The organism is Lysinibacillus sp. NPDC056232 (genome assembly GCF_042267565.1).
Taxonomy (GTDB): domain Bacteria; phylum Bacillota; class Bacilli; order Bacillales_A; family Planococcaceae; genus Lysinibacillus.
This window is the reverse complement of sequence record NZ_JBHJTF010000015.1, coordinates 2783-28548: the sequence shown is the minus strand read 5'-3', so window position 1 is coordinate 28548 and position 25766 is coordinate 2783. Positions and strand designations below refer to the sequence as shown.

Genomic DNA, 25766 nt, shown 5'->3' with positions numbered 1-25766 from the left:
AGCAGCCCCTCCCATCATTACACCCAACCAAACGCTCGAGCAACTGTCGCCGTCAACCAGGTTACGCCAATAGCAATAACCGTTGGAATTAAAAATGACATAAATGTCCATTTTGGACTTTTTGTTTCTTTATAAATATTGACTAAAGTCGTTCCGCAAGGGAAGTGTAGCAGTGAGAATAACATCATATTTAAAGCTGTGAGCCAAGTCCAGCCTTGGTCAATAAACACTTGTTTTAGCTTCGATAAATCCTCAATTTCTAGCATAGCTCCTTGCGATAAATACGCCATAATTAGGATAGGGATAACAATTTCATTGGCTGGGAGCCCAAGAATAAATGCAGCCATTATAAAGCCATCCATACCAAGAGCGTGACCAAACGGCTCTAAAAAGTTAACAAAATGCATTAGAATACTCGTATCACCAACGTAAATATTGGCGAATACCCAAGTCAAAATAGAGGCAGGCGCTGCAACGATAACCGCTCTTTTTAATACATTCCATGCTTTATCAATACTTGCTCTTAAAATTGTATCCCAGAACTTTGGTTTTCGGAATGGTGGAAGCTCTAATGTGTAATGGGTTGGTACACCCTTTAAAGCTGTTTTAGAAAGGACCCATGAAACAGATAATGTTACAACGACGCCCAACATAACAAATCCTATTAAAATGGCCGATGTTACAAGTGTACTTGTTGCACCTGAAAAACCAGTTACCATAAATAAGGATGCTAATAAAATAAGTGTTGGCCATCTCCCGTTACAAGGAACAAAATTGTTCGTTAAAATGGCTAACATTCGTTCACGAGGAGATTCTATAATTCTCGTAGACAGAATAGCAGCCGCATTACAGCCAAAGCCCATTGCCATTGTTAATGACTGCTTCCCGTGTCCACCTGCTCGTTTGAATAAACGGTCCATATTAAATGCTACTCGCGGTAGGTAACCGTAGTTTTCTAATAGAGCGAACATAGGGAAGAATATAGCCATTGGCGGTAGCATAACACTAATAACCCAGCCGGTACCTCTAAATAGCCCGAGTATTAAAATACCATGTAGCCATTCTGGTGCGTGCATTGCTTCAAAAAGAATGGTTAGCTTACCCTCTAAATAGCCAAATAAGTTTGCTAACATATCAGATGGTACGTTTGCGCCAGCAATAGTAATGTAAAAGACAGTCCCAAGCAAGATAAGCATAATAGGGAATCCCCAAATGCGGGATGTGAAAATTTCATCTAATTTATCAGATCTGTACATTGCAGGTTGCTGCGATACTACTTTTTTACATAAAGATTTGCTTTTAGTATAAATATCACTAACGATTTCATCTCGAATATCCTCATTCGAAACCTCGTTCACTTCAGCTAAAATGCCCTTAAGTGAATTATGATTTAACACTGACTGGGACTCCATTCGTTCTCACCTCGTGCTGTTTATTATTCTTATGATTTTGCAGTTTTAAGATCAATTCCTCATCACCATCAAGTAAGCGAAGGGCTACCCATCTCGATGGATATTTATCATCAAAATAACCTTCTAATTTCGATTCTATCTTTGTAATGGCTTCCTCTATATCTTTCGAATATTTCATGCGATATGGAGTTGTCACAATTGTCCCATTCACCAGTTGACTTAATGTATCCAACAACTGATTAATACCTTTTTTATTTCTTGCCGATATTTTTACGACTGGGACTCCTAGTTCACGAGCTAATCTCTTTTCATCAATTCGGATACCTTTTTTCTCCGCTTCATCAATTAAATTGATACAAATGATGACATTATCAGTCATTTCTAAAACTTGGAGCGCAAGATTTAAATTTCTCTCTAATGATGTTGCATCAAGCACAACAATCGTTGCATCCGGCTGGTCAAAAACAATATGGTCTCTTGCAACTTCTTCATCTGCTGAATTGGAAAATAGAGAATAGGTCCCGGGTAAATCCACGAGTACATATTGCTCTCCTTTGTGTTCAAAAGATCCTTCCGCATGAACAACCGTTTTCCCTGGCCAGTTCCCAGTATGTTGCTTCAATCCTGTTAATGTATTAAACAATGTACTTTTACCGGTATTTGGATTACCTGCTAAAGCAATTCTATTTATGCTCATTTTGTATTCCCCCTAACAATTTCGCCCAAAATCATTGAGCTTTCATCATTCCGTAACGCAATCGTCGTATTGCTTACGCGATAAGCAACAGGGTCTCCTAAAGGGCTTTTACGAAGAACAGAGATTTCTGCGCCTTTTACAAAGCCTAAATCCAATAATCTTCTTCTTAAAGGACCCTTAATGTTTATTTCTTTTATTAAAAAGCAATCTCCAAACGAGCATTCAGAAAGTGGTTTCAATGATGTTTTTTCCATATGAATTTTTTGTTCCTCTCTATAATAATATTTCCCGAACTTCATATTGTTTCTCTAAGGAAACTTTATTAATGATTATCCCTGTTTTATGACAATTGTCAATGGTTTTCTGAAAATTTTATGAAATAACGCGATAAAAGAGCGTACTAATGAAGGGAATAATGGCTCATTTTTGTTGGACAAAGAAATGTTGAAAAAGGGGAGTTGTTTAGCATACAAAGCGGGCAAAGTTTTTGATGTAATGCTATGAAAAGGTCCTTATTATGATGTATTAATGAAAGTGGGTTTTCGTTACAGGTGCCTATGTAATTTTTAACATAAGAGGGGATCTTGAAGAAGTAATAGCAGAGCAATAAAACATAAAACCCTCTGCTAATTGGCAGAGGGTCATGATTTTTTCTTTATTTGGAGATCAGTCTTGGATTTGGAATGAAGCAGAGGTATTTGTTTGAATGAAATGACGATTTCCTTCTACTGTATAATCAGCTGGTACTGGTTTGCCAAAGGTATTGGTACGAACGATGGAGGCATTCGGTGACAAATTATTGATAATGATCTCCATATTCGCCTCAAATTCAACTGGTTTTTTATTTAATGTTGCCTGGAATGTGATACGATTCGAATTTTTTGTAATGTTAATTTCCATAACACCAGTATCCTCATTAAGAAGAGTTCCTAGTGGTGGAATAATAACAGTCATATTGGATTTCGTTGTTAAAACGAAGCGATCTGTAGTATTTTCCGTGTCGGCAACGTTTATTTTTGCTGTATAGGTATTTTTGTTTTTAGTCATAGCTGTAGTTTTACCTGGTACGGCTGCTGTATCCGATAAAATTGGCTTTTTTGACCCGTGCCCTTTAGGTAAATCATATTTTCCATTAACAAAATCTACTAAAGTCCAGACGTTTGGTACAAGCTGCTGCTGCACGGGTGTTAAAGCCTCGAAGGCTGTTTTCGCTGCCTGTACATCTAGAGCAGTAGACGTTTTAGGCGATAAAGCTGCAATAGCGTTTTCTACTTCCTTAGCTGCCGCCTTATCCTTCGCAACAAGCTGTTCAGCATCTAATAACATTTTTTCGATACCAGCAGGTAAATAGACGTATGTAAATCTGCGAAGTGCATTAAGCTCAGCTCTAGCATCAGCAACATCTTGATGGAAGGTAATGCGAGAAGAGTTTAATAATTGGATTTTATTGACCACTTTATCGATAGATGTATTAGGCGTGATATAGGATGTCAGTATTTTTTGTGATTCCGCACTCACAAAGGACTTTTGGGCTGCATTTAACGTATTGTACCAATCCTTCGTTTCCATAACGTTTTGGTAGTAATTAACAGAAGTTGACTCCACTGAAGCTAATTTCTCTTCAATTTGGTCAGCAAGCTTACGGTACGCAACTTTTGTCTGACGATGATTTGACAACGTAGAATAATTCGTAACATATTGTTTTTCCGTTTCAGTTAACTCATCGTAGGCTTTATTGGCTGCTTCTAAACTTGTTTGGAACGAAGCTGTTGTATCATTAATGTTTGAAATAAGTCGAACAACATTCGAAACGTTAGCGTTGTAGTAATAAGTATAATCGTATATGTAAGCAGTTTTTGAATGGCCAGTAATATTAGCAGCTGATGCTGACGTAGTAGGTGCAGTATAGATTAGTGAAGGGACCGCAACTAGGGCTAGTAAGGCTAATTTTCTTTTGTTTTTCATAATACGGGAAACCTCCTATTTGGTTTTGGATAAGTGTGATGGGTAATATGTAGGTCTTTTACCCTGGTTGAAACCTTTGATTGTCTTGTGAAATGGTTTATTATTTACCTGCCGAAAAGAGTCGTGTCTAGACAGGAATTTCCTAATATATGTTGGCAAACCAATTTTATCATATCCCGAGATTCTTTTATGTATATTTTAAGTGAATAGGTAAATTGGTTGTATATTTTTTAAATACTTTGTGTCTTATGTACTTATGAAAAATATGAATAGAAAGCAAGTAGCTATTTTAAGAGAGAGGGATAGGACCTACCAACTAATGGATAAACTCCTGGAACAGACGGTTAGAAACCTTATACGAAGGGGAGAGTTTGTTATAATGAATCTAATAAGGAGCGGGGGTGTTTTATTTGCAACAAAGCTGGCAGAAGGTAGTTGTTGAAAAGCTAGCCTTGGCTGTTAATCCAGCGTTTGTTATTGTTTTTGGTTCTTATGCGCAGGGTTTGGCACGTGAAGATAGTGATTTGGATATTGCATATTTTGCAGATAAACCGCTCTCAGGTTATGAACGTTTTCTGTTAGCTGGAGAAATTGCACAGTCTTGTAATGTGGATGTCGATTTAGTTGATATGAAATCAATTGATACAGTGTTTGCAGCACAAATTTTTTCGAGTGGTAGAGTCATTGATTGCCAAGATGAAAGCACCTTTGTGAAGGAACGAATGAAAGCTCTATCAATGTATGTGACATTAAATGAACAACGTGCAGGAATTCTGAAAGCAATTGAAGAGAGGGGTAATGTCTATGGTGAATAATGATGTTGTTATCAATTATGCCTCGGCATAATTGCGTCCGGAATCGGCTTTGTGCATGCACAAAGAACTCCTTTCTGATTGCGTGACATCCGCCGGAGGCTTTGGGCCAACACGATGTTGGTCACTCAGGCGTTTTCACAGGATGTGAAGGTATTAGCCTGAGTTCCCTTCTTTCAGCGGATGTTTGGACACCCGCTGAAAGAAGTTAAATAAAATTGCAACAATCGAACGCTGTGTGAACCGTGTCAACGAGGTGTATTGTGATAATCTTGAGAATTTGCAAGACATTACGAAACAGGATAGTATCATTTTGAATATTCAACGTGCGTGTGAAGCTAGTATTGATTTGGCAATGCATATTGTTAGTGATTTAACGTTTGGTTTGCCTAAAACGAGTCGCGAAGCATTCAAGTATCTTGAGGAAAATGAAATTATTGACCATGCATTGGCTAAAACAATAATTAATATGGTTGGGTTCCGAAATATTGCTGTGCACGATTATCAAGCTATCGATTTAGATATACTTCAAGCAATTATTGAGAATCATTTAAGTGATTTTAAAACCTATACAGAGGCAATATTGCTTTTATAAAAGAAACAACAGGCTATAGAAACTTTCTAGCCTGTTGTTATGTAGTGTAAAACGGATAGAACCGCCGAAATGACGGACTTAATCACCGAACAATTGCTTTAGGCGTTACTCGGTATTAACGAGACTGACGCTTGTTTGCTTTTTTAGAACCGGTGTTATCGAAGCCGACGTCACGATTCCCAAGGCATAATTGATTTTTTTGAGTTTGAAAAGGACTTGGCTTTGTGCCGAGCCCTTTTCAATTTTTATTGTTTACCTGAACGTTGAGCATCTTTATAGATGTCGATGGCCTTGTTTAATTTGTTAATAGCATCTGTCACGTCGTACGCAGAAGCATAGACGTTATTGACCACGGATTGAGCGTGTTGAACTGCTTTTTCTAGACTACGTTTTTCTCTTTCTGTTGTCCATAGTTCATAGTAGGGGATATCAGAGCCATCTCCATTCGCAGAAACTTTTACGTACTGAACAGAATTAATGAGTGATGCTAGCCAAGATTTATCAACGTAATGCCAGGAATTCACACCGGATTTATAATTACTCCTATAGGTTGAAATGGCATTATATAAATAATTATAGGCAGACGAAATCTCTGACTGAGACGAGGAGCCGTTATTTGCAATACCTTGTGCATATGAAACAGCAGAAACTAGAGCATCTTTTTCACTTTGCGTCGTCCAAACTACATTGGAGGATAATTCAGAGCCATTCACAGAAACGGTTACATACTGAACAGAGTTAATAAGTGATATAAGGGCAGATCGATCGGCATTCGTTTGATAAGTACCATATTTTTGCGCATTCTTATAAACGGTGATAGCGTAGTTTAAATTGTTAATAGCGTTTGTGATATCAGACTGTGTTGCATAGTTATTATTGACAACATACTGAGCAGATGAAACGGTAGAGGATAGAGCGTCCTTCTCACTTTGAGTCGTCCAAGGAACATAGGATGCTATATCATTACCATTGTTCCAAGAAACCGTTACATACTGAACAGAATAGATTAGCGATTGTAGTGAAGACTTATCACCATAGACATATTTTGTTCCATATTTTTGCACAGATTGATAAACGCTTAATGCAGTTTTGTACTGTGTAATAGCATTGTTTACTTGTTCCTGAGAAGCGTAAGAATTATTAACTACTGCTCTTGCGCTACTTACGGCAGATTCGAATGTTGTACGTTCAGCCTGCGTTGTCCATTTCTCAGTTGTTGAAACGTCATACCCATTAGCAGATACTGTAACGTACGGAGGTGAAGCTACTAAATTACTTAGCTCCGTTTTATTCAAAACTGGTAATGCCACAGAGGCTTTTTTATCATCCACCTGTACTTTGTTAATTAGATGCCCTGAATTTAACGCCACCTTTGCCCCATGCTTGACAACCACTTGCTCAATTTTACCTTTGCCGTAAAGGCTGAAATCTTTCTCAACATCGATAATAAGTTTATCAACATTGGCCGTTACTTCAAATGCAGTAACTTTACCAACTACCTCGACTTTCGAAATAGTTTTGTTAGAAGTCACACTTACTTTAGTGCGCTTTAAGTTAATGTTTGGAGATTTAATATCTTTTAGAGAAGCATTTAACCAATTACTATTTTTAGTCAATAAAGGTCTAAAAGTAATTGTATCCCCAATAGTAACGTCATCAATTGTAATTGCCTTCTTTACACGATTAGTGACAATAAGCTCATCTTTAATAGTGACATTTTGAACTTTTACATAATCAGCATTTACAGTTAGGCTTCCATCAATTTGCGCATCACCGCCATCAAAATCTACCGCTTTATTTTTTGTTCCAGCTTTAGTTAGTGTTAGCGATGAAATACTTGTAATTTCCCCGTTCTTTACGACTATAGTAGCTTCAGCATTTGCCAACGCAGCATTATTAGATGCTTTTAAGAGGGGCTTTAATGACTTACTAATGTTAAATTGGCCAATGGATGTACGTACTTTATCATTAGTAATATTGGTAATGGTCACACTTTGCCCCTTTGCTTTGGCTGCAGCTACCTGCCCATCCATGTGAATTGAGTGGTTTAAAGATGAATCATTAGAAGCGGCATTTGCAGTTGACACTGGCAGCACTAAGGTTGCTGTAATAGCAGTAGCCATAAAAGTAGTTAATACTTTATTCTTCATTTTAGTCACCCCGATCATTGTATTTATTGGGTAATATATCATATATTTACCTTATTTAGTACCGTTGGTTTGTAATTTACTATTTATTACATAAAGTCATAGTCCCTCTTTCGGTATCAAAAAAACCTAAATTATCTCAGTAAATCTAAAAGCGGGGTGGCAGATTTTTTGTGCAAAACTGGATGGCTTGGGACGGAAATCACCCTTATTTAAAGCTCCACAATATTCAAAAGGATTACCTTTACTATTTAATTTTAACGATATTAAAGACACCTAATGAGTTTCGTGTGGTCAGAAAAAATACCTTATTATGAGTGATGAGTTAACGGTGAGGTACATTGACCAAGCATACAAACAGCACTACTATAGGAGAGGAAAGGGGGACATCGCTATGATGTATCTCGGCATGATTTTCTTTCAAATTGTAGCTCCGATTTTAGTGCTTCTAGTACTTGGCGCAGTTTTACAAAGGAAATTTCGTTTTAATTTAAAGGCGCTATCTCAACTTATTACATATTGCTTTATGCCAGCAGCTGTTTTTGTGAATTTATATGAAACGAGTATTGAGCTGTCTGTGCTTGGGGAAGTTGCGTTTTTTATTCTACTCTTTATTGGAAGCCAAATGATGCTTAGTCACTTTCTAACAAAGGGGCTCGGTTTAGTAAAAACAGAGGCTGCGGTGTTTAAAAATAGCGTTGTCCTCATTAATTCAGGCAACTACGGTATTCCAGTTGCGCAAATGATTTTCGTGACCCAGCCAATTGGGGTAGCGATTCAGGTTATTCTCGTTATTTTTCAAAATATGACGACGTATACTTACGGCTTGTACAATTTAATTTCTTCAACAAAATCAGGCATGTCAATTTTGAAGGACTTCCTCAAAATGCCTATTATTCATGCACTTATTATTGGCGTTACTATGAACTATTTTAATATTCCTATTCCGCAGTTCGTAAAAATTCCGATAGACCATGTGGCAGATGGCTTTATCGCTGTAGCATTAATAACTTTAGGGGCACAACTATCACAGCTTGAAATCAAATCCATGTTCAATAAGATGGTATACATTAGCTGTTTTACACGACTAATCATAGGGCCAGCCGTAGCTTTGCTTATCATTTTTGCGCTTGGTCTTGACGGTGTCGTGGCACAATCCCTTTTTATAGCTAGTTCGTTCCCGACTTCGCGAAATAGCTCTAGTCTGGCATTAGAATATGACGTAGAATCGGCAACTGCTGCACAAACAGTATTATTTTCAACGATTGTGAGCTGTATTACAGTGACGATTGTCATTTATGTAGCGGAACTGTTGTTTACCTAACAGTTGGGTGCTATACAGTATAAAAGATAGGGTAGAAAGCTTTTCAGGAGTTAGGAGCTTTTCTTCTGAATTAAAAGCTAGGGATTTATATTTGTTAAAAACATATCCATGTATAGAAGTTGATTGGAGTGGAGGCTGGGCGACTCCTTGGGGATTAGCAATAGAGGAACGAAGGCTAAAACCATCACGTCCTGTGATAACGCCTTCGTGACCAACATCATGTTGGCCCGAGACCCTGGAGCGAGCAACGCGAGTGAAGCGGCTCATCGGACGCCCCCAGGAAGCTCTGCTCTGCGCGAAAGCGAAGCGTTAGCGGCAAATGTTTTATCTGTGCGAAAGCGAAGCGACAGCAACAAAGCGCCCAGCCGGAACGGAAATCAACCACATGTTATGATGATAATCCAAAAATAATCAAATGAAGCTTCCATCTATTAGCAATATCTGCTACACTAGCATCAAACTTAATAAGTACTAACTAGGGGAGTCTGATGAGTCAGGCTGAGAGGGAAACGCTTAGAGGTTTCTTGACCCTTTGGACCTGATCTGGCTCATACCAGCGTGGGAAAGTTAACCATTATTGCACTCTATGTTATTTGCAATAATATACCTTTACATTCTTAGCCGGATCCAAATTTTTTTGGATTCGGCTTTTTGTTTTTGTGGGGTGAGCTAGATTCGGTCCTTGTATAAATGTAAAAGGGAGCGAAGTAGTTTATGACAAAAGTTAGCGACAAGAATATTACGATTATGTCTAGTTTTGAAGGAAGTAAAAAAGTTTACGTAGAAGGTTCTCGACCAGATATTTTAGTGGCAATGCGTGAGATTGCTCTAAGTCCAACGACAGGAAGCTTTGGTGAAGAAGAAAACGCGCCAGTACGTGTTTATGATACGAGTGGCCCGTACACTGATCCTGCGTATAAGGTGGATATTACGAAAGGATTGCCAGCTTTATGTAGTGCATGGATCAAAGAACGCGGTGACGTTGAAGAATACGAAGGTCGTACTATCAAGCCAGAAGATAATGGATTCCGTAAAGCTGATGATCCGCGAATGAATGAAAATGTTTTTCCGGAATTATCTAGAAAGCCTTTACGCGCGAAGAAAGGTAAAAATGTAACACAGCTTCACTATGCACGAAAGGGAATTATTACTCCAGAAATGGAATTTGTAGCGATACGCGAAAATATGGACCCAGAATTTGTGCGCTCAGAGATCGCGGCAGGACGTGCTATTTTGCCATCTAATATTAATCACCCTGAGGCAGAGCCGATGATTATTGGACGTAACTTCCACGTAAAAATTAACGCCAATATTGGCAATTCAGCGGTGTCATCCTCTATTGCAGAAGAGGTAGAAAAAATGACGTGGGCTACACGCTGGGGTGCTGATAACATTATGGATTTATCTACTGGTAAGCATATTCATACGACACGTGAATGGATTATCCGTAATGCCGCGGTGCCAGTAGGAACGGTGCCGATTTATCAAGCGCTAGAAAAAGTAAATGGTGTGGCAGAGGATTTAACGTGGGAAGTGTATCGTGATACGTTAATCGAACAGGCAGAGCAAGGTGTTGATTACTTCACGATTCATGCAGGGGTATTACTACGCTATGTGCCATTAACGGCTAATCGTGTAACAGGCATAGTGTCTCGAGGAGGCTCGATTATGGCGCAGTGGTGTTTATATCACCATCAAGAGAGCTTCTTATATACTCATTTTGAAGAAATCTGTGAAATTATGAAAGCCTATGATGTTGCTTTCTCTTTAGGTGATGGTTTACGTCCGGGTTCTATTGCAGATGCAAATGATGAGGCTCAGTTTGCGGAGCTGGAAACGCTAGGGGAATTAACGCAAATTGCCTGGGAGCATGATGTACAAGTGATGGTAGAAGGACCAGGGCATGTGCCGATGCATCTTATTAAAGAAAATATGGACAAACAGTTAGAGGTGTGTAAGGAAGCTCCTTTCTATACTTTAGGGCCACTGACAACAGATATTGCTCCTGGCTATGACCATATTACATCGGCCATCGGTGCTGCGATGATCGGTTGGTATGGTACGGCAATGTTATGTTATGTGACGCCTAAAGAGCATCTCGGCTTACCCAATCGTGAGGATGTTCGCGTAGGGGTTATTACGTATAAAATTGCTGCACACGCTGCAGATTTAGCGAAAGGGCATCCGGGAGCACAGAAGCGTGACGATGCACTATCTAAGGCGCGATTTGAATTCCGCTGGCGCGATCAATTCAATCTTTCGTTAGATCCAGAGCGTGCAGTCGAATACCATGATGAAACATTGCCTGCAGAAGGGGCAAAAACTGCGCACTTCTGTTCAATGTGTGGACCTAAGTTTTGTAGTATGAGAATCTCACAGGATATTCGTACTTATGCAAAAGAAAAAGACTTAAATACGACTGAAGCGATTCACCAAGGTATGCAGGAGAAGGCGAAGGAATTTAAAAAGGCAGGCAGTCAGATTTATCAATAATTATTAGAGCGGGCTTGTGTCTACCAGACACAAGCCTTTTTTGGTCATTAAGATAAAAAAAATCCATGTGAAGTTGCCCTTCACATGGAGTACAAAGTTGGATTGGATATCAATAATAATGAAAAGTTAAACGTTTGTTGCTTGTTTTTCGTATGGGTTTGAAAGATCTATACCTTCTAATGAAAGACCCATAGCTTTTGCTACACCTTCACCATATGCTGGATCAGCTAGATAGCAGTGAAGGATATGACGGCGTTTGATGAACTCTTCAACTGGCGCCATATCATTAGCAGTATTTTCGAATAGGCGTTGTTGTTGTTCAGCAGTCATTAGTCGGAATAATTTACCTGGCTGCTCAAAGTAGTTGTTATCATCTTCACGGAAGTCATGGATACCAGCATTACCATCAATACGTAATTCAGGCTCTTTGTAGTCTAAATTATGTTCCCATTCACCATAGCTATTTGGTTCATAGCCTAAAGTTGAACCAAGATTACCATCGAAACGCATAGCACCATCACGGTGGAACGTACGGAATGGACATTTTGGTGCGTTTACAGGAAGCGAGTAGTGGTTCACTCCTAAACGGTAGCGCTGTGCATCTCCATATGCAAAGATACGAGCCTGTAACATTTTGTCTGGCGAGAAGCTAATGCCAGGAATAATGTTAGATGGTGCAAATGCAGCTTGCTCAACTTCCGCAAAGTAGTTGTCCGCGTTTTTGTTTAACTCGAATTCACCCACAGGAATTAATGGGAAGTCTTTTTTATACCATACTTTCGTTAAATCAAATGGGTTATATGGTAATTTGCGAGCTTGTTCCTCTGTCATTACTTGAATGGACATTTTCCATTTAGGGAAATCGCTATTTTCAATTGCCTCATATAGATCGCGTTGTGAAGATTCACGGTCATTACTAATCACTTCAGCAGCCTCGGCACCAGTTAAGTTTTTAATGCCTTGCTCTGTAGTAAAGTGGAATTTAACCCATACGCGCTCATTTTCTTCATTAATAAAGCTATAAGTGTGAGAACCGAAACCATGCATATTGCGGTAACCTGACGGAATACCACGATCAGACATAACGATTGTTACTTGGTGAAGCGCCTCTGGCAATGAAGTCCAGAAATCCCAGTTTGAATTCGCGTTTTTCATATTTGTACGTGGGTCACGTTTTACCACGTGGTTTAAATCTGTGAAGTGTAAAGGATCACGGAAGAAGAATACAGGTGTGTTGTTACCAACTAAATCCCAGTTACCTTCTTCAGTATAGAACTTAAGTGCAAATCCACGAATATCGCGCTCAGCATCCGCTGCACCACGCTCACCTGCAACTGTGGAGAAGCGTGCAAACATCTCTGTCTTTTTCCCAACTTCTGAGAAGATTTTTGCTTTTGTATATTTAGTAATATCATGCGTTACAGTGAAAGTACCGAATGCACCTGAACCTTTAGCGTGCATACGACGTTCAGGAATAACTTCACGGTTGAAGTTTGCTAATTTCTCAACTAGCCATACATCCTGAAGTAATAGAGGACCACGAGGACCTGCTGACATTGAATCGTGGTTGCTTACTACTGGAGCGCCACCTGCTGTTGTAAAACGACGGCTACGATCATTTTGGTTTGTCATATTAGTTTACCTCCTGAAGAAAAAATTGTGAGTCAAACTCTTCATCAATAACTATAACAAATACAAACTAGAATTGCTAGTAAATTATAATTATTATTGTTAAAGAATTTTTACATTAAAGTATAGACTATAAATATATGCCGGATTTAAAGAGGTTATGAATAGGTTTTACCACAAATTTAGTCTTTTTAAACATTTTCGAGAATTATTTGAAATTTAGTTATAAAGAAGAGATAGCTCAAGATTAAAAGAAATTAAAATGAACTCTTTTGTTTATTTATTCTTATTGAAAATAGAATATGATAATTGAAAATAACACTTGATTACAGTTAAGGTTGGGCATTTCACTTCTTGGGGATCAGATATCGATGAGATCCCGCGAAGATAAAGCCTCTATCCGCTATTCTTTACAAACTCCTAGTTGGAACGTAAATCAACTCCATGTTACGATGATAAGCCCTTTTAAGCTTTACGATAACGATGAGGAGTAATTCCGATGTGCTGTTTAAAAATTTTAATGAAATAATTCGAGTCTTCAAAACCATTTAAATAGGCAATTTCACTAATGGCAAAATCAGTTTCTACAAGCATTTTTGAAGCATTATGAATTCGGACCTGTTGCAGGTAGCGTTTAAGTGGCAAGCCTTGCTTCTTTGAAAAAATCGTACTTAAATAATTGGGGCTAATACCCAATTTATGGGCAACGTAAGGTAAAGATAACCCGCTATCCTGAAATTGTTGGTCGATAATTTCTATGGCCAGTTCTACATAGTCGGCCCGTTTCTCCATTCGTGCCTCACGGGCCAATTCAATCAGTTTTTGTGTAAATGATATGATGCCATTTTGAATGGTATAAAATATAGGATGCTCAATAATTAAATGAAAAAGCTGACGATAATTTTGCTCAATGGCAGCTTTCTCGTGTAATTTATACTTCAGCATAAAGCGGCGGATTTGCGCCAAAACACTTGTTAGATGAATACGTAAGTCATCTTGCTCGTAATAAATTCCTTCATTAGATAGTCGATATAAAAATGCTTTGACAGCTTCAATATTCCCGTCCTCTAAACTACTTATCAACAATTGTTGCTCTTCAGGTGTTAGTAAAGGATCGAAGGGCTGTGTCTTCAACTGTTTACTCGTATAAAAAATGTGCCCATAGCCTTCGTAAAAGCTTTGACGAAGTGCACGCTTCGTTAAGGTATACATATTCTTCATAGTTGTAGGTTCCCCATCGTATATCCCAATATTTAAAGAGCTATTATTTGTCAATCGCCATTCCTTGATTAATGTACGAACATCTTTCTCTAAATCATTTGTTTGGAATAAGCAAACAATTCTCTCTGATAAAGGATAAATCCTCATACTAGTATAAATAGGCGTTTGCTGAAGCCAGTTGTACAGTTTGTTAAACATATCGGAATGCTCAGGCTCGATCATGGTGAAGTGTATATTTGTCTCTAGGGTACTAGTTTTACTATCTAAAAATAGTTGATCGTAAAAAGATTCATCTGTAGCTTCTGGATACACTGCTTCTGCCTTTGGTGTTTGAAGGGAAATAACAGTGAGTTTTTGCTTTAATACTTCTAAATCAATTGGTTTAACGAAGAGATGTGCGACCTGTAAATCGATTGCCCTTAATGCATTTTTAAATAATGGCTCCGTTGTCATAGCTAAAATAGTTCCTGAATGTTTTTGTAAAACACGATAAAGCGCAGTTAAGCGATTATTTGAGAATAGGTCAATGTTTAGTAGTATCACTTCAGGCTCGAATTGCTGGATACTTTGAAGTGCCTCATTAATAGTTGTACTTATTTCGATGGCTACATCGCCAGGAAAATATGTATGTAAAAACCAACGAATACCTGAAAGATCAGCGGAGTCTCTATCAATTAATAACAATTTCATAACTACAAACCCACCCCTTAAAATTATCTGGTTTCGTAAAAAAATACGATTATATTGTTAAAATAACAAAAAATCTGAAATAATTCATGTATTCTCTTTTAAAATTCCCTATTTTCTGAAAAAAGTAGTTAGTACAATGTAGTTAGAGTAATTGTTATTTATCTTTTGTAGCGATAGCGAAATGGATTAAGAGCATTTTTACATAGTTATAAAGGAAACAGGGGGATGGCAGTATGAAGTCTATTATCGAGCTTGATGGCAAGACATTAACAAGGCAGCAAATAGGGGGAATTGTAAATGGCCTTGCTACGGTTTCGCTATCTGCAGACAGTGTGGAGCGTATCCGTTTAAGTAGGGAGCGAATTGAAAAACGCTTAGCTGAGGGTCAAACCATTTATGGTGTGAATACAGGCTTTGGAAAGCTAAGTAATATAAAGATTGAAGAGGAAGACATTGAGCTTTTACAGTTGAATTTATTACGCTCAGATGCAACAGGTGTTGGTGTACCGTTCCCGACAGATGTTGTACGTGCCATGATGGTTTTACGTGCCAATGCTTTAGCTCGAGGTTTTTCAGGAATTCGTCTGGAAACAGTGGAGCTGCTATTGAATCTTATAAATAAGGGAGTCCATCCGATTGTACCTTCTCAAGGTTCAGTAGGAGCAAGTGGAGATTTAGCGCCGTTATCGCATTTGGCTTTAGTGCTAATAGGTGAAGGGAAGGCGGAGTTTAATGGAGAGATGATGAGTGGCAGTGCGGCGTTACAGCAAGCTGGGCTAAAACCTGTCCGACTACAAGCTAAGGAAGGGCTAGCACTTGTAAATGGTACACAAGCAATGACGGGTATCGGAGTGTTAACAGTGAACGAGGCAGAGCGTATGGGGCTAGCGGCAGATATGGCAGCAAGTTTAACACTTGAGGCACTGAAGGGCATTACGTCAGCATTTGATCCAGCACTTTTGGCGGTAAGACCACACCCAGAACTAGAGCTTGTTGGTGGACGAATCCGCAAGTGGCTTAATGGAAGTAAACGTGTGACAAAGCAGGGTGAAATCCGTATGCAAGATGCCTATTCATTACGTTGCATTCCGCAAGTACATGGTGCTTCATGGCAATCATTTTTCTATGCGGAGGACCGCGTGCAAATTGAAATGAATGCAACGACAGATAATCCAATTGTTTTAGAAAATGGAGAAGTATTGTCTGGGGGTCATTTCCACGGTCAACCAATTGCATTAGCAATGGACTTTTTAAAAGTCGGCGTATGTGAATGGGCTAATATTTCGGAGAGACGTACAGAACGCATGGTTAATCCACAACTTAATGAAGGTTTGCCACCGTTTTTAGCGACAAATCCTGGTATTGAGTGTGGGCTGATGATTGCTCAATATACAGCAGCCTCTATCGTATCTGAAAATAAAGTATTGGCACATCCTTCAAGTGTGGATTCCATACCGACATCAGGTAACCAAGAAGATCATGTGAGCATGGGTACAACATCAGCCCGTCAAGTACGTCAAATCGTACACAATGCCGCTCGTGTCATTGCAATAGAAATGATTTGTGCATCGCAGGCTATCCATTTAGATAAGGCAGAGGAGCAGTTATCTCCAACAACGCGAAAGTTTTTAGAAAAAGTGCGTGAGTTTTGTCCGCCACTGTTAGCGGATCAACCTATCGGCGATGAAATTGAAGCGCTTTCAGAGTATTTATTAACGAGTGATGTTCTATTAAATGAGTATATGTAAACTTTAAGACGATCGCTTCCTAGAGAAAATCCAAAAAATCTTTCAGCTTGTTTGGATGACCTCGAAATTTCTTTCAGAAAAAGCACTTACATCGGAGGGAGTAATATGGCATATCATCAACGAGAGCTGGAGCGAGATTCGCAATTTCGAATCTCCTCCGCTATTAAGATGTTTATCTGTAGTATAGTCGGAATATTCAGTTTTTTCGTATCTTTTGAATGGCGGGGTAAGAATTCCATTTTAATTGATCACATCGTAAATTTTATTCGCACCGAAGCGCCACTGCTTGTAACTGCATATGTACTCATAATGCTTGTAGGTGGAGCGATTCATCCATTCCTGACAAAGAAATGGAATAAGTCGACAGTGAATATTGTGATGTCAATCCTTAAAGTGGGCGGTATGATTGCGGGGATTTTGTTAATTTTCAATATAGCCCCTGCATGGTTAGCGGATGAAAGCATTGGCCCGTATTTACTGGAGAAGCTTGTTAAGCCAGTGGGAATACTAATTCCGATCGGGTCTTTGTTTTTAGCACTTCTAGTTAGCTACGGATTGCTTGAATATATCGGTGTTTTAGCACAGCCATTTATGAAACCTGTTTTTAAAACATCAGGACGTTCAGCGGTGGATGCAGTAGCCTCATTTGTCGGGAGTTATTCGGTTGGATTGCTGTTAACAAACCGTCTTTATACGGAAGGTCGCTACACAGCGAAGGAGGCTGTGATTATTGGAACAGGCTTCTCGACTGTATCTGTAACGTTTATGGTTGTCATTGCCGGTACGCTGGATATGATGCAGCATTGGAATGCATTTTTTTGGGTGTCGCTCGTTGTAACATTTTTGGTCACAGCCTTAACAGTGCGCATTTATCCAATTCGTACAATGAAGGATGAATACTACGAGGGCGCGACGCCGCAGCCAGAAAAGATTGTGAAGAAGGGGCATTTTAAAGAAGCGTGGCGTCAAGCGATGGAGGCGGTTGAGCAGAATCCGCCTATGTCTAAAATTTTATGGGCGAATCTAAAGGATGGCTTCATCATGACGATGGGGGTTATGCCATCGATTCTATCGGTTGGTCTTTTGGGGATTGTACTTGCAACATATACACCAATTTTTGATTGGCTTTCGTATATTTTTGTACCATTCACATATGTACTGCAAATTCCAGAACCATTTTTAGCGGCAAAAGCGCTGTCATTATCTTTAGCAGAAGTATTTTTACCGGCACTTGTTGTCACACAAGCAGCACTTGTGACGAAATTTATTGTGGCAGTTGTATCGATTTCAGCAATTTTGTTCTTTTCGGCTGTCATACCACTTATTTTATCAACTGAAATTCCAGTGACATTGCGCCAAATTATAATCATTTGGTTTGAACGTGTCGTATTAACGTTAATCATCGTAACACCAATAGCATTTTTACTATTTTAAAGGAGCGTGTTTTTTATGGTAGTCAAAACAAATATCCGTGCACCACGTGGGAATGAATTATCTTGTAAAGGTTGGACGCAGGAAGCTGCAATGCGTATGTTAATGAACAATCTAGATCCTGAGGTAGCAGAAAATCCAGATGAACTAATCGTTTACGGTGGTATCGGGAAGGCAGCGCGTAATTGGGAGAGCTATGAGCAAATTATTGCGTCATTAAAAGAATTAGAGAATGATGAAACACTTCTTATTCAATCAGGAAAACCGGTAGCTGTATTCCGTACACATGAACATGCGCCACGTGTATTAATTGCAAATTCTAATTTAGTGCCAGCATGGGCAAATTGGGAGCATTTTTATGAGTTAGAGGACCGCGATTTAATGATGTACGGTCAAATGACGGCTGGTAGCTGGATTTATATTGGCGCACAAGGTATTTTACAAGGAACGTATTTATCATTCGTAGAGGCAGGCAAAAAAGTATTTGGCACGGCAGATTTACGCGGCAAATTCATCCTTACAGGTGGTATGGGTGGTATGAGTGGTGCACAGCCTTTAGCTGGGAAAATGGCTGGCGCTGTCATTTTAGTAGTCGAAGTGGAACGTGCTCGAATTGAACGTAAAATTAATGAGGGCTACTGTGATTATCTTGTAGAGACAGTAGATGAAGCGATTGAATTAGTCGATAAACTACGTGATAAAAAAGAGTCTGCGTCAATTGGTCTTGTCGGCAACTGTGCAGACGTGAATCGTGAGTTATTGAACCGTGGAATTATCCCTGATTTTGTAACGGACCAAACATCTGCTCATGATCCGATCAATGGCTATGTACCAAATGGTATGTCGTTTGAGGAAGCGCTTGAACTGCGTAAAAGCGATGTAAAAACGTATGAGCGAAGAGCAAAAGAGACGATGGCTGAGCATGTTCGAACAATGCTTGAATTCCAACAGGCAGGTGCAGAAGTATTTGATTACGGTAATAATATTCGTGCTTATGCCAAAGAGATGGGTGTAACGAATGCCTTTGACTTCCCTGGCTTTGTTCCGGCGTACATTCGTCCATTATTCTGTGAGGGGAAAGGGCCATTCCGTTGGGCTGCACTTTCAGGTAACCCTGAGGACATTTATAAAACAGATGCACTTGCAAAAGAAATGTTTGCTGAAGATGCAGGTCTTGTGAATTGGATTGATATGGCGCAAAAAATGGTGAAATGGCAAGGGTTACCGGCACGAATTTGCTGGTTAGGCTATGGTGATCGTCATCGTTTTGCATTGAAGGTTAATGAAATGGTTGCCAATGGGGAGCTATCGGCACCGATCGTCTTTGGTCGAGATCACCTAGACTCAGGTTCAGTTGCATCACCAAACCGTGAAACAGAGGGCATGCTTGATGGCACTGATGCAGTATCAGATTGGCCAATTCTAAATGCACTTGTCAATACAGCAAGTGGTGCAAGTTGGGTAAGTGTGCATCATGGTGGTGGTGTAGGCATGGGTTATTCTCAACATGCTGGCCAAGTGCTAGTAGCGGATGGTTCTGAACTAGCTGCTGAGAAGATTGCACGAGTGTTAATTTCGGATCCAGGAATGGGTGTTGTGCGTCACGCAGATGCTGGCTATGAAATTGCCATTAATACAGCGAAGAACAAAGGTGTGCATATACCGATGCTAAAGGATGATGTGAAGTGACTATTTTAATCAAAAACGCCAACGAAGTGATCACGTTAAAAAGTACCGTTCAAGGTCCTCGTACAAAAGAACAAATGCGTGACATTGCGGTGCTGGAAAATGGCAGTGTTTTAATGGAGGGAAATAGCATTATAGCAGTAGGGCCCATTGCCCAGCTAGAAGCGGATTTCCCTGATCTTATAAAGGTGGCTGAGGTTATTGACGCCTCAGGTAAGGTTGTTATGCCAGGTCTCGTTGATTGTCATACGCATTTAGTTCATGGAGGTACACGTGAGCAGGAGTTTAATATGCGACTCAACGGTGCCACATATATGGAAATTATGAATGCGGGTGGCGGGATTCATGCCACAACAAAGCGGACTCGAGAAACTAGCTTTGGTGATTTATATGGAAAAACTATGAATCATTTAGATGTGTTTTTAAAGCATGGTGTCACAACGGTTGAGGCAAAATCAGGCTATGGTTTGGATTGGGAAACTGAAAAGAAGCAGCTTGAAGTAGCTAAGGAATTGCAAGCCACACATGACATTGATGTCGTTAGTACCTTTATGGGGGCGCATGCGGTGCCACGTGACTATAAAGGACGTGAGGATGAATTTGTGGATGTAGTCATTCATGACATGCTGCCAAAAGTAGCTGAGCTAAACCTTGCAGAATTCAATGATGTATTTTGTGAAAAAGGAGTATTTACGCCAGAGCAATCACAACGCATTTTAGAGGCTGGAAAAGCATTGGGGTTAACACCGAAAATTCATGCAGATGAAATTGAGCCTTATAAGGGAGCGGAACTTGCTGCGGAAGTAGGAGCCATTTCGGCGGAGCACTTACTAGTTGCTTCTGATGAAGGTATACAAAAAATGGCTGAAGCTGGCACGATTGCCGTGTTGCTACCTGGAACAGCATTCTTCTTACGAGCACCATTTGCGAGAGGACGTCTAATGATTGATGAAGGGGTACCTGTAGCTATATCAACTGACTTTAACCCTGGCTCATCCCCGACGATGAGTCTGCCATTTATCATGAATTTAGCTTGTATGCATATGGGTATGACATTAGAGGAAGTGTTAACGGCGACAACCGTTAATGCAGCGTATGCACTTAACCGCGGACATCAAATTGGCTCCCTTGAAGCGGGCAAACAAGCTGACGTCATTATATTGGATGTTGCCAATTACAAGCAATTACAGTATTTTTATGGCATGAATCATACGAATACTGTCATTAAGAATGGGCGAGTTGTCGTACAGGATGGAATCCTTTTGAAAAATCAACTAGTAAATTAAATAATACGAAAGGCATAAATAAGGCAGAGATGCTTTATTTATGCTTTTTTAATGAATTTTTTCTTTTTTTATTAAAAGAGTTGAAATTGTTAACTGGAAAAGTTATCATGTTATTAAATAGTAATTCAAGAATTGCAAATTACTGATAGCGATTTATAGAAAATATAATGTAGTAGTGTCCAAATTTCCAGATGACATTTGGTAAACATATGCCATATATAAGTTGATTGGAGTGAAGGCTGGGCGACTCCTTGGGGATTAGCAATAGAGGAACGAAGGCTAAAACCATCACGTCCTGTGATAACGCCTTCGTGACCAACATCATGTTGGCCCGAGACCCTGGAGCGAGCACCGCGAGTGAAGCGGCTCATCGGACGCCCCCAGGAAGCTTTGCTCTGTGCGAAAGCGAAGCGACAGCAACAAAGCGCCCAGCCGGAACGGAAATCGACCACACAGGTTATGATGATGATCTAAAATTTTACCTATACACCCGTGTGAGCAGGAGAAAACCATAAGAAGTAAAACAAATACTCGCTCTCTAATGGAGTCGTATATAGTTGAAGTATTACGCTTTATCTAAACCTTCATCATCATTCCTGCAAAACATGGTATCAAAGGAGTTTTATTAAAATGACAAAATATCGTTCACAAGAAGAAGTTCTGGCGAATTATGATTCTTCTAAATATATAACACCTGATGGGTATACGTCAGATATCGCAATTTTTACAATAACATCAGAAAAAGTAGAGGAAAAAGCACCTCCGATGATGACGCTTAAAATCATGTTGATTAAACGGGCTGAAAAAGATCATGAAGGAAATCCGAATATCGAAGGTGGGAAATGGGCGCTTCCAGGTGGATTTGTAGATGCGACAAAAAGGGAAACCGCTTATATGGCTGCTAAAAGAGAATTGAAGGAGGAAACGAATGTAGACGGTCTACACATTAAGCACTTTGGTGTCTACGATGACATAGATCGTGATCCTCGAGGCTGGATGATTTCAAATGCCTTTTATGCAATCGTTCCGGAAGTGTACATTGACCAGCGTCAAGCCAATGATGATGCCGCAGAAGTGGAGTTATTCGATATAAATGAAGTGTTCAAACTCGAATTAGCCTTTGATCATCGAAAAATTATTTCAGACGCTTTAGAATTTATTAAGAAAGATATGATACAAACAACGGTTGCTAAAAACTTTTTACCAGAAGAATTTACGTTATCTGAGCTACAGAGGGTTTTATTGACAGTGGGAGATGATCCACGCATTTCAAATGATTCTGTGTTCTTTACAAAAGCGCCCAAGTTGCCTTTTATTGAAAAAGTTTTAGATGAAGAAGGGAAACCGAAGAAAACGAAAAGAAATTCATTTAGACCGTCGCAATTATATTCTTTTAATGATTTCGAAACTGTAGAGTCAATTTATCATTAGGAAAGCATCTGTCTTTCCTGATAATTTTTCAATATAGTAATTTGTAATCCTTTAATTACTAATTAAAAAGAAAATGGAGTGATGGAAATGCCAAAACGTGCATTGATTAATATTGATTATACAGTGGATTTTGTAGCACCAGATGGAGCTCTAACTTGCGGAAAACCGGGGCAACTATTGGAAGAGGTAAATACACAATTAACAAAGGGATTTATGTCAAACGGCGATTTTGTAGTTTTCGCTATTGATGTTCATGAAAAAGAAGATAGCTATCACCCAGAAACAAAGCTTTTTCCTCCTCACAATATTCGAGATACAAGGGGGAGAGAACTATATGGCTCTTTAAAAGAACTATATGAAGGCAATAAAGAGTTAGGGCATGTCTACTACTTGGATAAAACCAGATATTCTGCTTTTGCAGGTACGGATTTAGAGATTAAATTGCGCGAAAGAGGCATTACAGAACTGCATTTAATAGGTGTATGTACGGATATTTGCGTTCTTCATACAGCGGTAGATGCCTATAATAAAGGATTTAACATAGTTATTCATAAAAATGCAGTAGCGTCTTTTAATCAAACGGGGCATGAGTGGGCGTTAGGGCATTTCGAGCATTCTCTCGGAGCTACTATTATGTAAACGGAGGAACGGGGTATGAAATATGCAGACGATAGCTTCATGTTGCACACGGATTTATATCAAATAAATATGGTGGAAACTTACTGGAGTGATGGTACTCAAAATCGAACAGCGGTTTTTGAATTGTACTTTCGACAACTTCCGTTCGGGAATGGCTATGCGATATTTGCAGGCTTAAAAAAGATGATGGAGTTTATTAAAAACTTTGGTTTTTCTAATAGTGATATTCAATATTTACGCGAGGGAGGAAAATACTCAGAGGAATTTCTTAAATACCTTCAAAGTCTAAAATTTACAGGCACTATTTCTGCAATGAAGGAAGGTGAATTGGTATTTGCCAATGAACCTATTTTACGAATTGAAGCGCCATTGGCAGAAGCTCAATTAATGGAGACACCTTTATTGAATATCATTAATTACCAAACTCTTATTGCTACGAAGGCTTCGCGCATTAAACAAGTGATTAGTAAGGATGTGGCGATGGAATTTGGTACGCGTCGAGCGCATGAATTTGATGCAGCGATTTGGGGAACACGTGCAGCTTATATTGGTGGATTTTCTGCAACTAGCAATGTAAGAGCTGGAAAATTATTTGGCATCCCTGTATCAGGTACTCATGCACATGCCATGATACAGGCATATCGTGATGAATATACTGCATTTACAAAGTATGCAAGTACGCATAGAGATTGCGTTTTTTTAGTAGATACGTATGATACGTTGCGTTCTGGTGTCCCTACTGCAATTCGGGTCGCAAAGGAGTTCGGAGATAAAATCAATTTTGTAGGAATCCGACTGGACAGTGGGGACTTAGCATATCTTTCAAAAAAGGCGAGAAAAATGCTAGATGAAGCAGGCTTCACGGATGCAAAAATTATAGCATCTAATGATTTGGATGAATACACGATTATAAATTTGAAATCACAAGGGGCTAAAATTGATACATGGGGAATCGGCACTAAGCTTATTACAGCCTACGATCAAGCAGCTCTTGGGGGCGTATACAAATTAGTATCTATTGAAGATGAAAACGGGAAAATGGTCGATACCATCAAAATTTCCGGAAATCCTGAAAAAGTAACGACTCCAGGCCGCAAGCGTATCTATCGAATTATTAATACAGACAATGGTCATGCTGAAGGGGATTATATTGCATTGGACTACGAAAACCCGCAAGAGGAAACGCGCTTGAAAATGTTTCACCCTGTTCATACTTATATCAGTAAATTTGTGACGAGTTTTACAGCGAAAGAACTACATCAAGACATTGTAGTAAATGGATCTATTCTTTATAAGGAACCAACACTTCAAGAAATTCAAGTATATGTAGAAGAAAATTTACATCTACTATGGAGTGAGTATAAACGAACAATGAATCCAGAAGAGTATCCCGTCGATTTAAGTCAAGCATGCTGGGATAACAAAATGACAAGAATTAAAGAAATTAAAGAAAAAGTCACGAAGATGATGAATGGGAGAAACTAATAGAGAAGAGGAATGGAGGGATAGGGAATGGCGAAAATAGGGATTTACGGATCATCCTTTGATCCAATTACAAATGTTCACCTTTGGACAGCAAGCACAGTCGCACATCGTTGCAAATTAGATAAAGTGATTTTTTTACCTTGCTCAAATAAACGAAAAGACAAGGAGATAAAAACAAAGAATACGCATCGATGGAATATGCTGCAGCTGGCTATTACTAAGGATGAGCGTTTTATTGCAGATTCATATGAAATGGAGCAAGAGGGCTGGAATATTTACACATATGATACGATGAAATATTTTAGAGAACAACACCCGAACGATGACATTCATTTTATTATGGGCGCTGATTTATTAGTCGATATTGGTGCAGGGTTGTGGAAAAAGGGAGATGCATTAGTAGCTGAGAATAAATTTATTGTAATGGCAAGGCATGGAATTGATATGTTATCAACAATTAGCCGTTCCCCTATTTTGAGGAATCATGATGATGGAAGATTCCACTTAATTGACAAAGGGTTAGCGATGGAAATTAGCTCTACCTATATTCGAGAAGAATTTGCAATGGGTGGTGAACCAAGATATCTACTCCCTGATGCTTGTTATGACTATATTAAAGAGCATAATCTTTATCAAAAATAGTCTAGGTAAGGCCGATACATGATAGTGGAGTGCAGCATAATACCGACATTATTTGGTGATTTAATCGGTAGACCCCGTCATGTTCGAAAAGTTGGGGTGTAGATCAATACCATACTTATTTTTATTGGGATTATCATCAAAAGTTGGGGATAACAATTGTTAAAACGCATTCTACTTATATAAGTTGATTGGAGTGGAGGCTGGGTGACTCCTTGGGGATCAGCAATAGAGGAACGAAGGCTAAAACCATCACGTCCTGTGATAACGCCTTCGTGACCAACATCGGTGCTGTTGCTGTCGCTACGTTGCACTACGCTTTCGCACAGACAAAAACACTTTGCTGACGCTGCGTTAGCACTACGCTTTCGCGCAAAAAACATCTGTTGGCCCAAGCGGCTCATCGGACGCCCCCAGGAAGCTTTGCTCTGCGCGA

General features: G+C 39.3%; 22 protein-coding genes and 1 riboswitch. Of the genes, 13 read left to right on the top strand and 9 right to left on the bottom strand.

From position 1 onward, the window contains the following. Window positions 1-17 precede the first annotated feature (17 nt). From ACFCYJ_RS12970 to ACFCYJ_RS12955, 4 genes are all read right to left on the bottom strand, one after another. On the bottom strand, window positions 18-1412 hold the full coding sequence (locus ACFCYJ_RS12970; protein ID WP_376074351.1) for a nucleoside recognition domain-containing protein: 1395 nt from the start codon (window positions 1410-1412) through the stop codon (window positions 18-20). Beyond that, window positions 1384-2109, bottom strand: coding sequence for a FeoB small GTPase domain-containing protein (locus ACFCYJ_RS12965; RefSeq protein WP_376074350.1), 726 nt, complete (start codon window positions 2107-2109; stop codon window positions 1384-1386). The genes ACFCYJ_RS12970 and ACFCYJ_RS12965 overlap by 29 nt, the downstream gene beginning before the upstream one ends. Continuing rightward, window positions 2106-2363 (bottom strand): FeoA family protein, encoded by a 258-nt coding sequence (locus tag ACFCYJ_RS12960; RefSeq protein WP_079562812.1) that lies wholly within the window; start codon window positions 2361-2363, stop codon window positions 2106-2108. The genes ACFCYJ_RS12965 and ACFCYJ_RS12960 overlap by 4 nt, the downstream gene beginning before the upstream one ends. A gap of 412 nt (window positions 2364-2775) precedes the next feature. Further along, entirely contained in the window at window positions 2776-4074 is a 1299-nt protein-coding gene (locus ACFCYJ_RS12955) for a hypothetical protein (protein WP_376074349.1), read from the bottom strand. A gap of 410 nt (window positions 4075-4484) precedes the next feature. Between ACFCYJ_RS12955 and mntA the strand changes: the two genes are divergently transcribed. Together mntA and hepT are read left to right on the top strand one after the other, a co-directional pair. Then, a complete protein-coding gene (gene mntA / locus ACFCYJ_RS12950; protein WP_376074348.1) occupies window positions 4485-4889 on the top strand; it encodes a type VII toxin-antitoxin system MntA family adenylyltransferase antitoxin in 405 nt (134 codons plus the stop codon). Window positions 4890-5103: 214 nt separating this feature from the next. Beyond that, window positions 5104-5481, top strand: a complete 378-nt coding sequence (gene hepT, locus ACFCYJ_RS12945; RefSeq protein ID WP_483869482.1) for a type VII toxin-antitoxin system HepT family RNase toxin — start codon at window positions 5104-5106, stop codon at window positions 5479-5481. Window positions 5482-5726: 245 nt separating this feature from the next. Here the strand turns inward: hepT and ACFCYJ_RS12940 are convergent, their stop codons facing one another. Beyond that, window positions 5727-7631, bottom strand: coding sequence for an S-layer protein (locus ACFCYJ_RS12940; RefSeq protein ID WP_376074346.1), 1905 nt, complete (start codon window positions 7629-7631; stop codon window positions 5727-5729). A 391-nt stretch (window positions 7632-8022) separates the two neighbouring features. On the opposite strand from ACFCYJ_RS12940, the gene ACFCYJ_RS12935 reads away from it, so the two are divergent. The 3 genes from ACFCYJ_RS12935 to thiC all read left to right on the top strand — a co-directional run bounded on the left by ACFCYJ_RS12935 (window position 8023) and on the right by thiC (window position 11445). Continuing rightward, a complete protein-coding gene (locus ACFCYJ_RS12935) occupies window positions 8023-8952 on the top strand; it encodes an AEC family transporter (RefSeq protein ID WP_376074345.1) in 930 nt (309 codons plus the stop codon). A 147-nt stretch (window positions 8953-9099) separates the two neighbouring features. Continuing rightward, window positions 9100-9363 carry a hypothetical protein gene (locus ACFCYJ_RS12930; RefSeq protein WP_376074344.1) on the top strand — a complete coding sequence of 88 codons (264 nt, stop codon included), beginning with the start codon at window positions 9100-9102 and terminating at the stop codon, window positions 9361-9363. A gap of 56 nt (window positions 9364-9419) precedes the next feature. Next, window positions 9420-9534: riboswitch (TPP riboswitch) on the top strand. Window positions 9535-9666: 132 nt separating this feature from the next. Beyond that, a complete protein-coding gene (gene thiC / locus ACFCYJ_RS12925) occupies window positions 9667-11445 on the top strand; it encodes a phosphomethylpyrimidine synthase ThiC (protein WP_376074343.1) in 1779 nt (592 codons plus the stop codon). A gap of 126 nt (window positions 11446-11571) precedes the next feature. Here the strand turns inward: thiC and ACFCYJ_RS12920 are convergent, their stop codons facing one another. Next, on the bottom strand, window positions 11572-13077 hold the full coding sequence (locus ACFCYJ_RS12920) for a catalase (protein WP_376074342.1): 1506 nt from the start codon (window positions 13075-13077) through the stop codon (window positions 11572-11574). Window positions 13078-13539: 462 nt separating this feature from the next. Continuing rightward, window positions 13540-14985, bottom strand: a complete 1446-nt coding sequence (locus tag ACFCYJ_RS12915; RefSeq protein ID WP_376074341.1) for a helix-turn-helix domain-containing protein — start codon at window positions 14983-14985, stop codon at window positions 13540-13542. 233 nt (window positions 14986-15218) lie between these two features. Here ACFCYJ_RS12915 and hutH point away from each other — a divergent pair, with 233 nt between their 5' ends. The 4 genes from hutH (at window position 15219) to hutI (ending at window position 21136) form a co-directional block, all read left to right on the top strand. Further along, on the top strand, window positions 15219-16733 hold the full coding sequence (gene hutH, locus ACFCYJ_RS12910) for a histidine ammonia-lyase (RefSeq protein WP_376074340.1): 1515 nt from the start codon (window positions 15219-15221) through the stop codon (window positions 16731-16733). 105 nt (window positions 16734-16838) lie between these two features. Beyond that, window positions 16839-18167 (top strand): YjiH family protein, encoded by a 1329-nt coding sequence (locus ACFCYJ_RS12905; protein ID WP_376074339.1) that lies wholly within the window; start codon window positions 16839-16841, stop codon window positions 18165-18167. 15 nt (window positions 18168-18182) lie between these two features. Next, window positions 18183-19853: a urocanate hydratase gene (hutU, locus tag ACFCYJ_RS12900; RefSeq protein ID WP_376074338.1), complete on the top strand. Its 1671-nt coding sequence runs from the start codon at window positions 18183-18185 to the stop codon at window positions 19851-19853. Beyond that, window positions 19850-21136 (top strand): imidazolonepropionase, encoded by a 1287-nt coding sequence (gene hutI, locus ACFCYJ_RS12895; protein WP_376074337.1) that lies wholly within the window; start codon window positions 19850-19852, stop codon window positions 21134-21136. Before hutU ends, hutI begins: the two co-directional genes overlap by 4 nt. Window positions 21137-21261: 125 nt before the next feature. Here the strand turns inward: hutI and ACFCYJ_RS12890 are convergent, their stop codons facing one another. Beyond that, window positions 21262-21507: a hypothetical protein gene (locus ACFCYJ_RS12890; protein ID WP_376074336.1), complete on the bottom strand. Its 246-nt coding sequence runs from the start codon at window positions 21505-21507 to the stop codon at window positions 21262-21264. A 259-nt stretch (window positions 21508-21766) separates the two neighbouring features. Here ACFCYJ_RS12890 and ACFCYJ_RS12885 point away from each other — a divergent pair, with 259 nt between their 5' ends. The 4 genes from ACFCYJ_RS12885 to nadD all read left to right on the top strand — a co-directional run bounded on the left by ACFCYJ_RS12885 (window position 21767) and on the right by nadD (window position 25333). Continuing rightward, on the top strand, window positions 21767-22567 hold the full coding sequence (locus ACFCYJ_RS12885) for an NUDIX domain-containing protein (protein WP_376074335.1): 801 nt from the start codon (window positions 21767-21769) through the stop codon (window positions 22565-22567). An 87-nt stretch (window positions 22568-22654) separates the two neighbouring features. After that, on the top strand, window positions 22655-23206 hold the full coding sequence (locus tag ACFCYJ_RS12880) for a cysteine hydrolase family protein (RefSeq protein WP_376074334.1): 552 nt from the start codon (window positions 22655-22657) through the stop codon (window positions 23204-23206). Window positions 23207-23221: 15 nt separating this feature from the next. Continuing rightward, entirely contained in the window at window positions 23222-24691 is a 1470-nt protein-coding gene (locus ACFCYJ_RS12875) for a nicotinate phosphoribosyltransferase (RefSeq protein WP_376074333.1), read from the top strand. Between the two features lie 27 nt (window positions 24692-24718). Further along, entirely contained in the window at window positions 24719-25333 is a 615-nt protein-coding gene (gene nadD, locus ACFCYJ_RS12870) for a nicotinate-nucleotide adenylyltransferase (RefSeq protein ID WP_376074332.1), read from the top strand. A 77-nt stretch (window positions 25334-25410) separates the two neighbouring features. Here the strand turns inward: nadD and ACFCYJ_RS12865 are convergent, their stop codons facing one another. Further along, on the bottom strand, window positions 25411-25734 hold the full coding sequence (locus ACFCYJ_RS12865) for a hypothetical protein (protein ID WP_376074331.1): 324 nt from the start codon (window positions 25732-25734) through the stop codon (window positions 25411-25413). Between the last annotated feature and the right edge of the window lie 32 nt (window positions 25735-25766).

Coding starts and splice junctions, on each gene's coding strand:
- ACFCYJ_RS12970 (WP_376074351.1), bottom strand. CDS start 1,412: ATGGAGTCCCAGTCAGTGTTAAATCATAATTCACTTAAGGGCATTTTA.
- ACFCYJ_RS12965 (WP_376074350.1), bottom strand. CDS start 2,109: ATGAGCATAAATAGAATTGCTTTAGCAGGTAATCCAAATACCGGTAAA.
- ACFCYJ_RS12960 (WP_079562812.1), bottom strand. CDS start 2,363: ATGGAAAAAACATCATTGAAACCACTTTCTGAATGCTCGTTTGGAGAT.
- ACFCYJ_RS12955 (WP_376074349.1), bottom strand. CDS start 4,074: ATGAAAAACAAAAGAAAATTAGCCTTACTAGCCCTAGTTGCGGTCCCT.
- ACFCYJ_RS12940 (WP_376074346.1), bottom strand. CDS start 7,631: ATGAAGAATAAAGTATTAACTACTTTTATGGCTACTGCTATTACAGCA.
- ACFCYJ_RS12935 (WP_376074345.1), top strand. CDS start 8,023: ATGATGTATCTCGGCATGATTTTCTTTCAAATTGTAGCTCCGATTTTA.
- thiC (WP_376074343.1), top strand. CDS start 9,667: ATGACAAAAGTTAGCGACAAGAATATTACGATTATGTCTAGTTTTGAA.
- ACFCYJ_RS12920 (WP_376074342.1), bottom strand. CDS start 13,077: ATGACAAACCAAAATGATCGTAGCCGTCGTTTTACAACAGCAGGTGGC.
- ACFCYJ_RS12915 (WP_376074341.1), bottom strand. CDS start 14,985: ATGAAATTGTTATTAATTGATAGAGACTCCGCTGATCTTTCAGGTATT.
- hutH (WP_376074340.1), top strand. CDS start 15,219: ATGAAGTCTATTATCGAGCTTGATGGCAAGACATTAACAAGGCAGCAA.
- ACFCYJ_RS12905 (WP_376074339.1), top strand. CDS start 16,839: ATGGCATATCATCAACGAGAGCTGGAGCGAGATTCGCAATTTCGAATC.
- hutU (WP_376074338.1), top strand. CDS start 18,183: ATGGTAGTCAAAACAAATATCCGTGCACCACGTGGGAATGAATTATCT.
- ACFCYJ_RS12890 (WP_376074336.1), bottom strand. CDS start 21,507: ATGAGCCGCTTCACTCGCGGTGCTCGCTCCAGGGTCTCGGGCCAACAT.
- ACFCYJ_RS12885 (WP_376074335.1), top strand. CDS start 21,767: ATGACAAAATATCGTTCACAAGAAGAAGTTCTGGCGAATTATGATTCT.
- ACFCYJ_RS12880 (WP_376074334.1), top strand. CDS start 22,655: ATGCCAAAACGTGCATTGATTAATATTGATTATACAGTGGATTTTGTA.
- ACFCYJ_RS12875 (WP_376074333.1), top strand. CDS start 23,222: ATGAAATATGCAGACGATAGCTTCATGTTGCACACGGATTTATATCAA.
- nadD (WP_376074332.1), top strand. CDS start 24,719: ATGGCGAAAATAGGGATTTACGGATCATCCTTTGATCCAATTACAAAT.
- ACFCYJ_RS12865 (WP_376074331.1), bottom strand. CDS start 25,734: ATGAGCCGCTTGGGCCAACAGATGTTTTTTGCGCGAAAGCGTAGTGCT.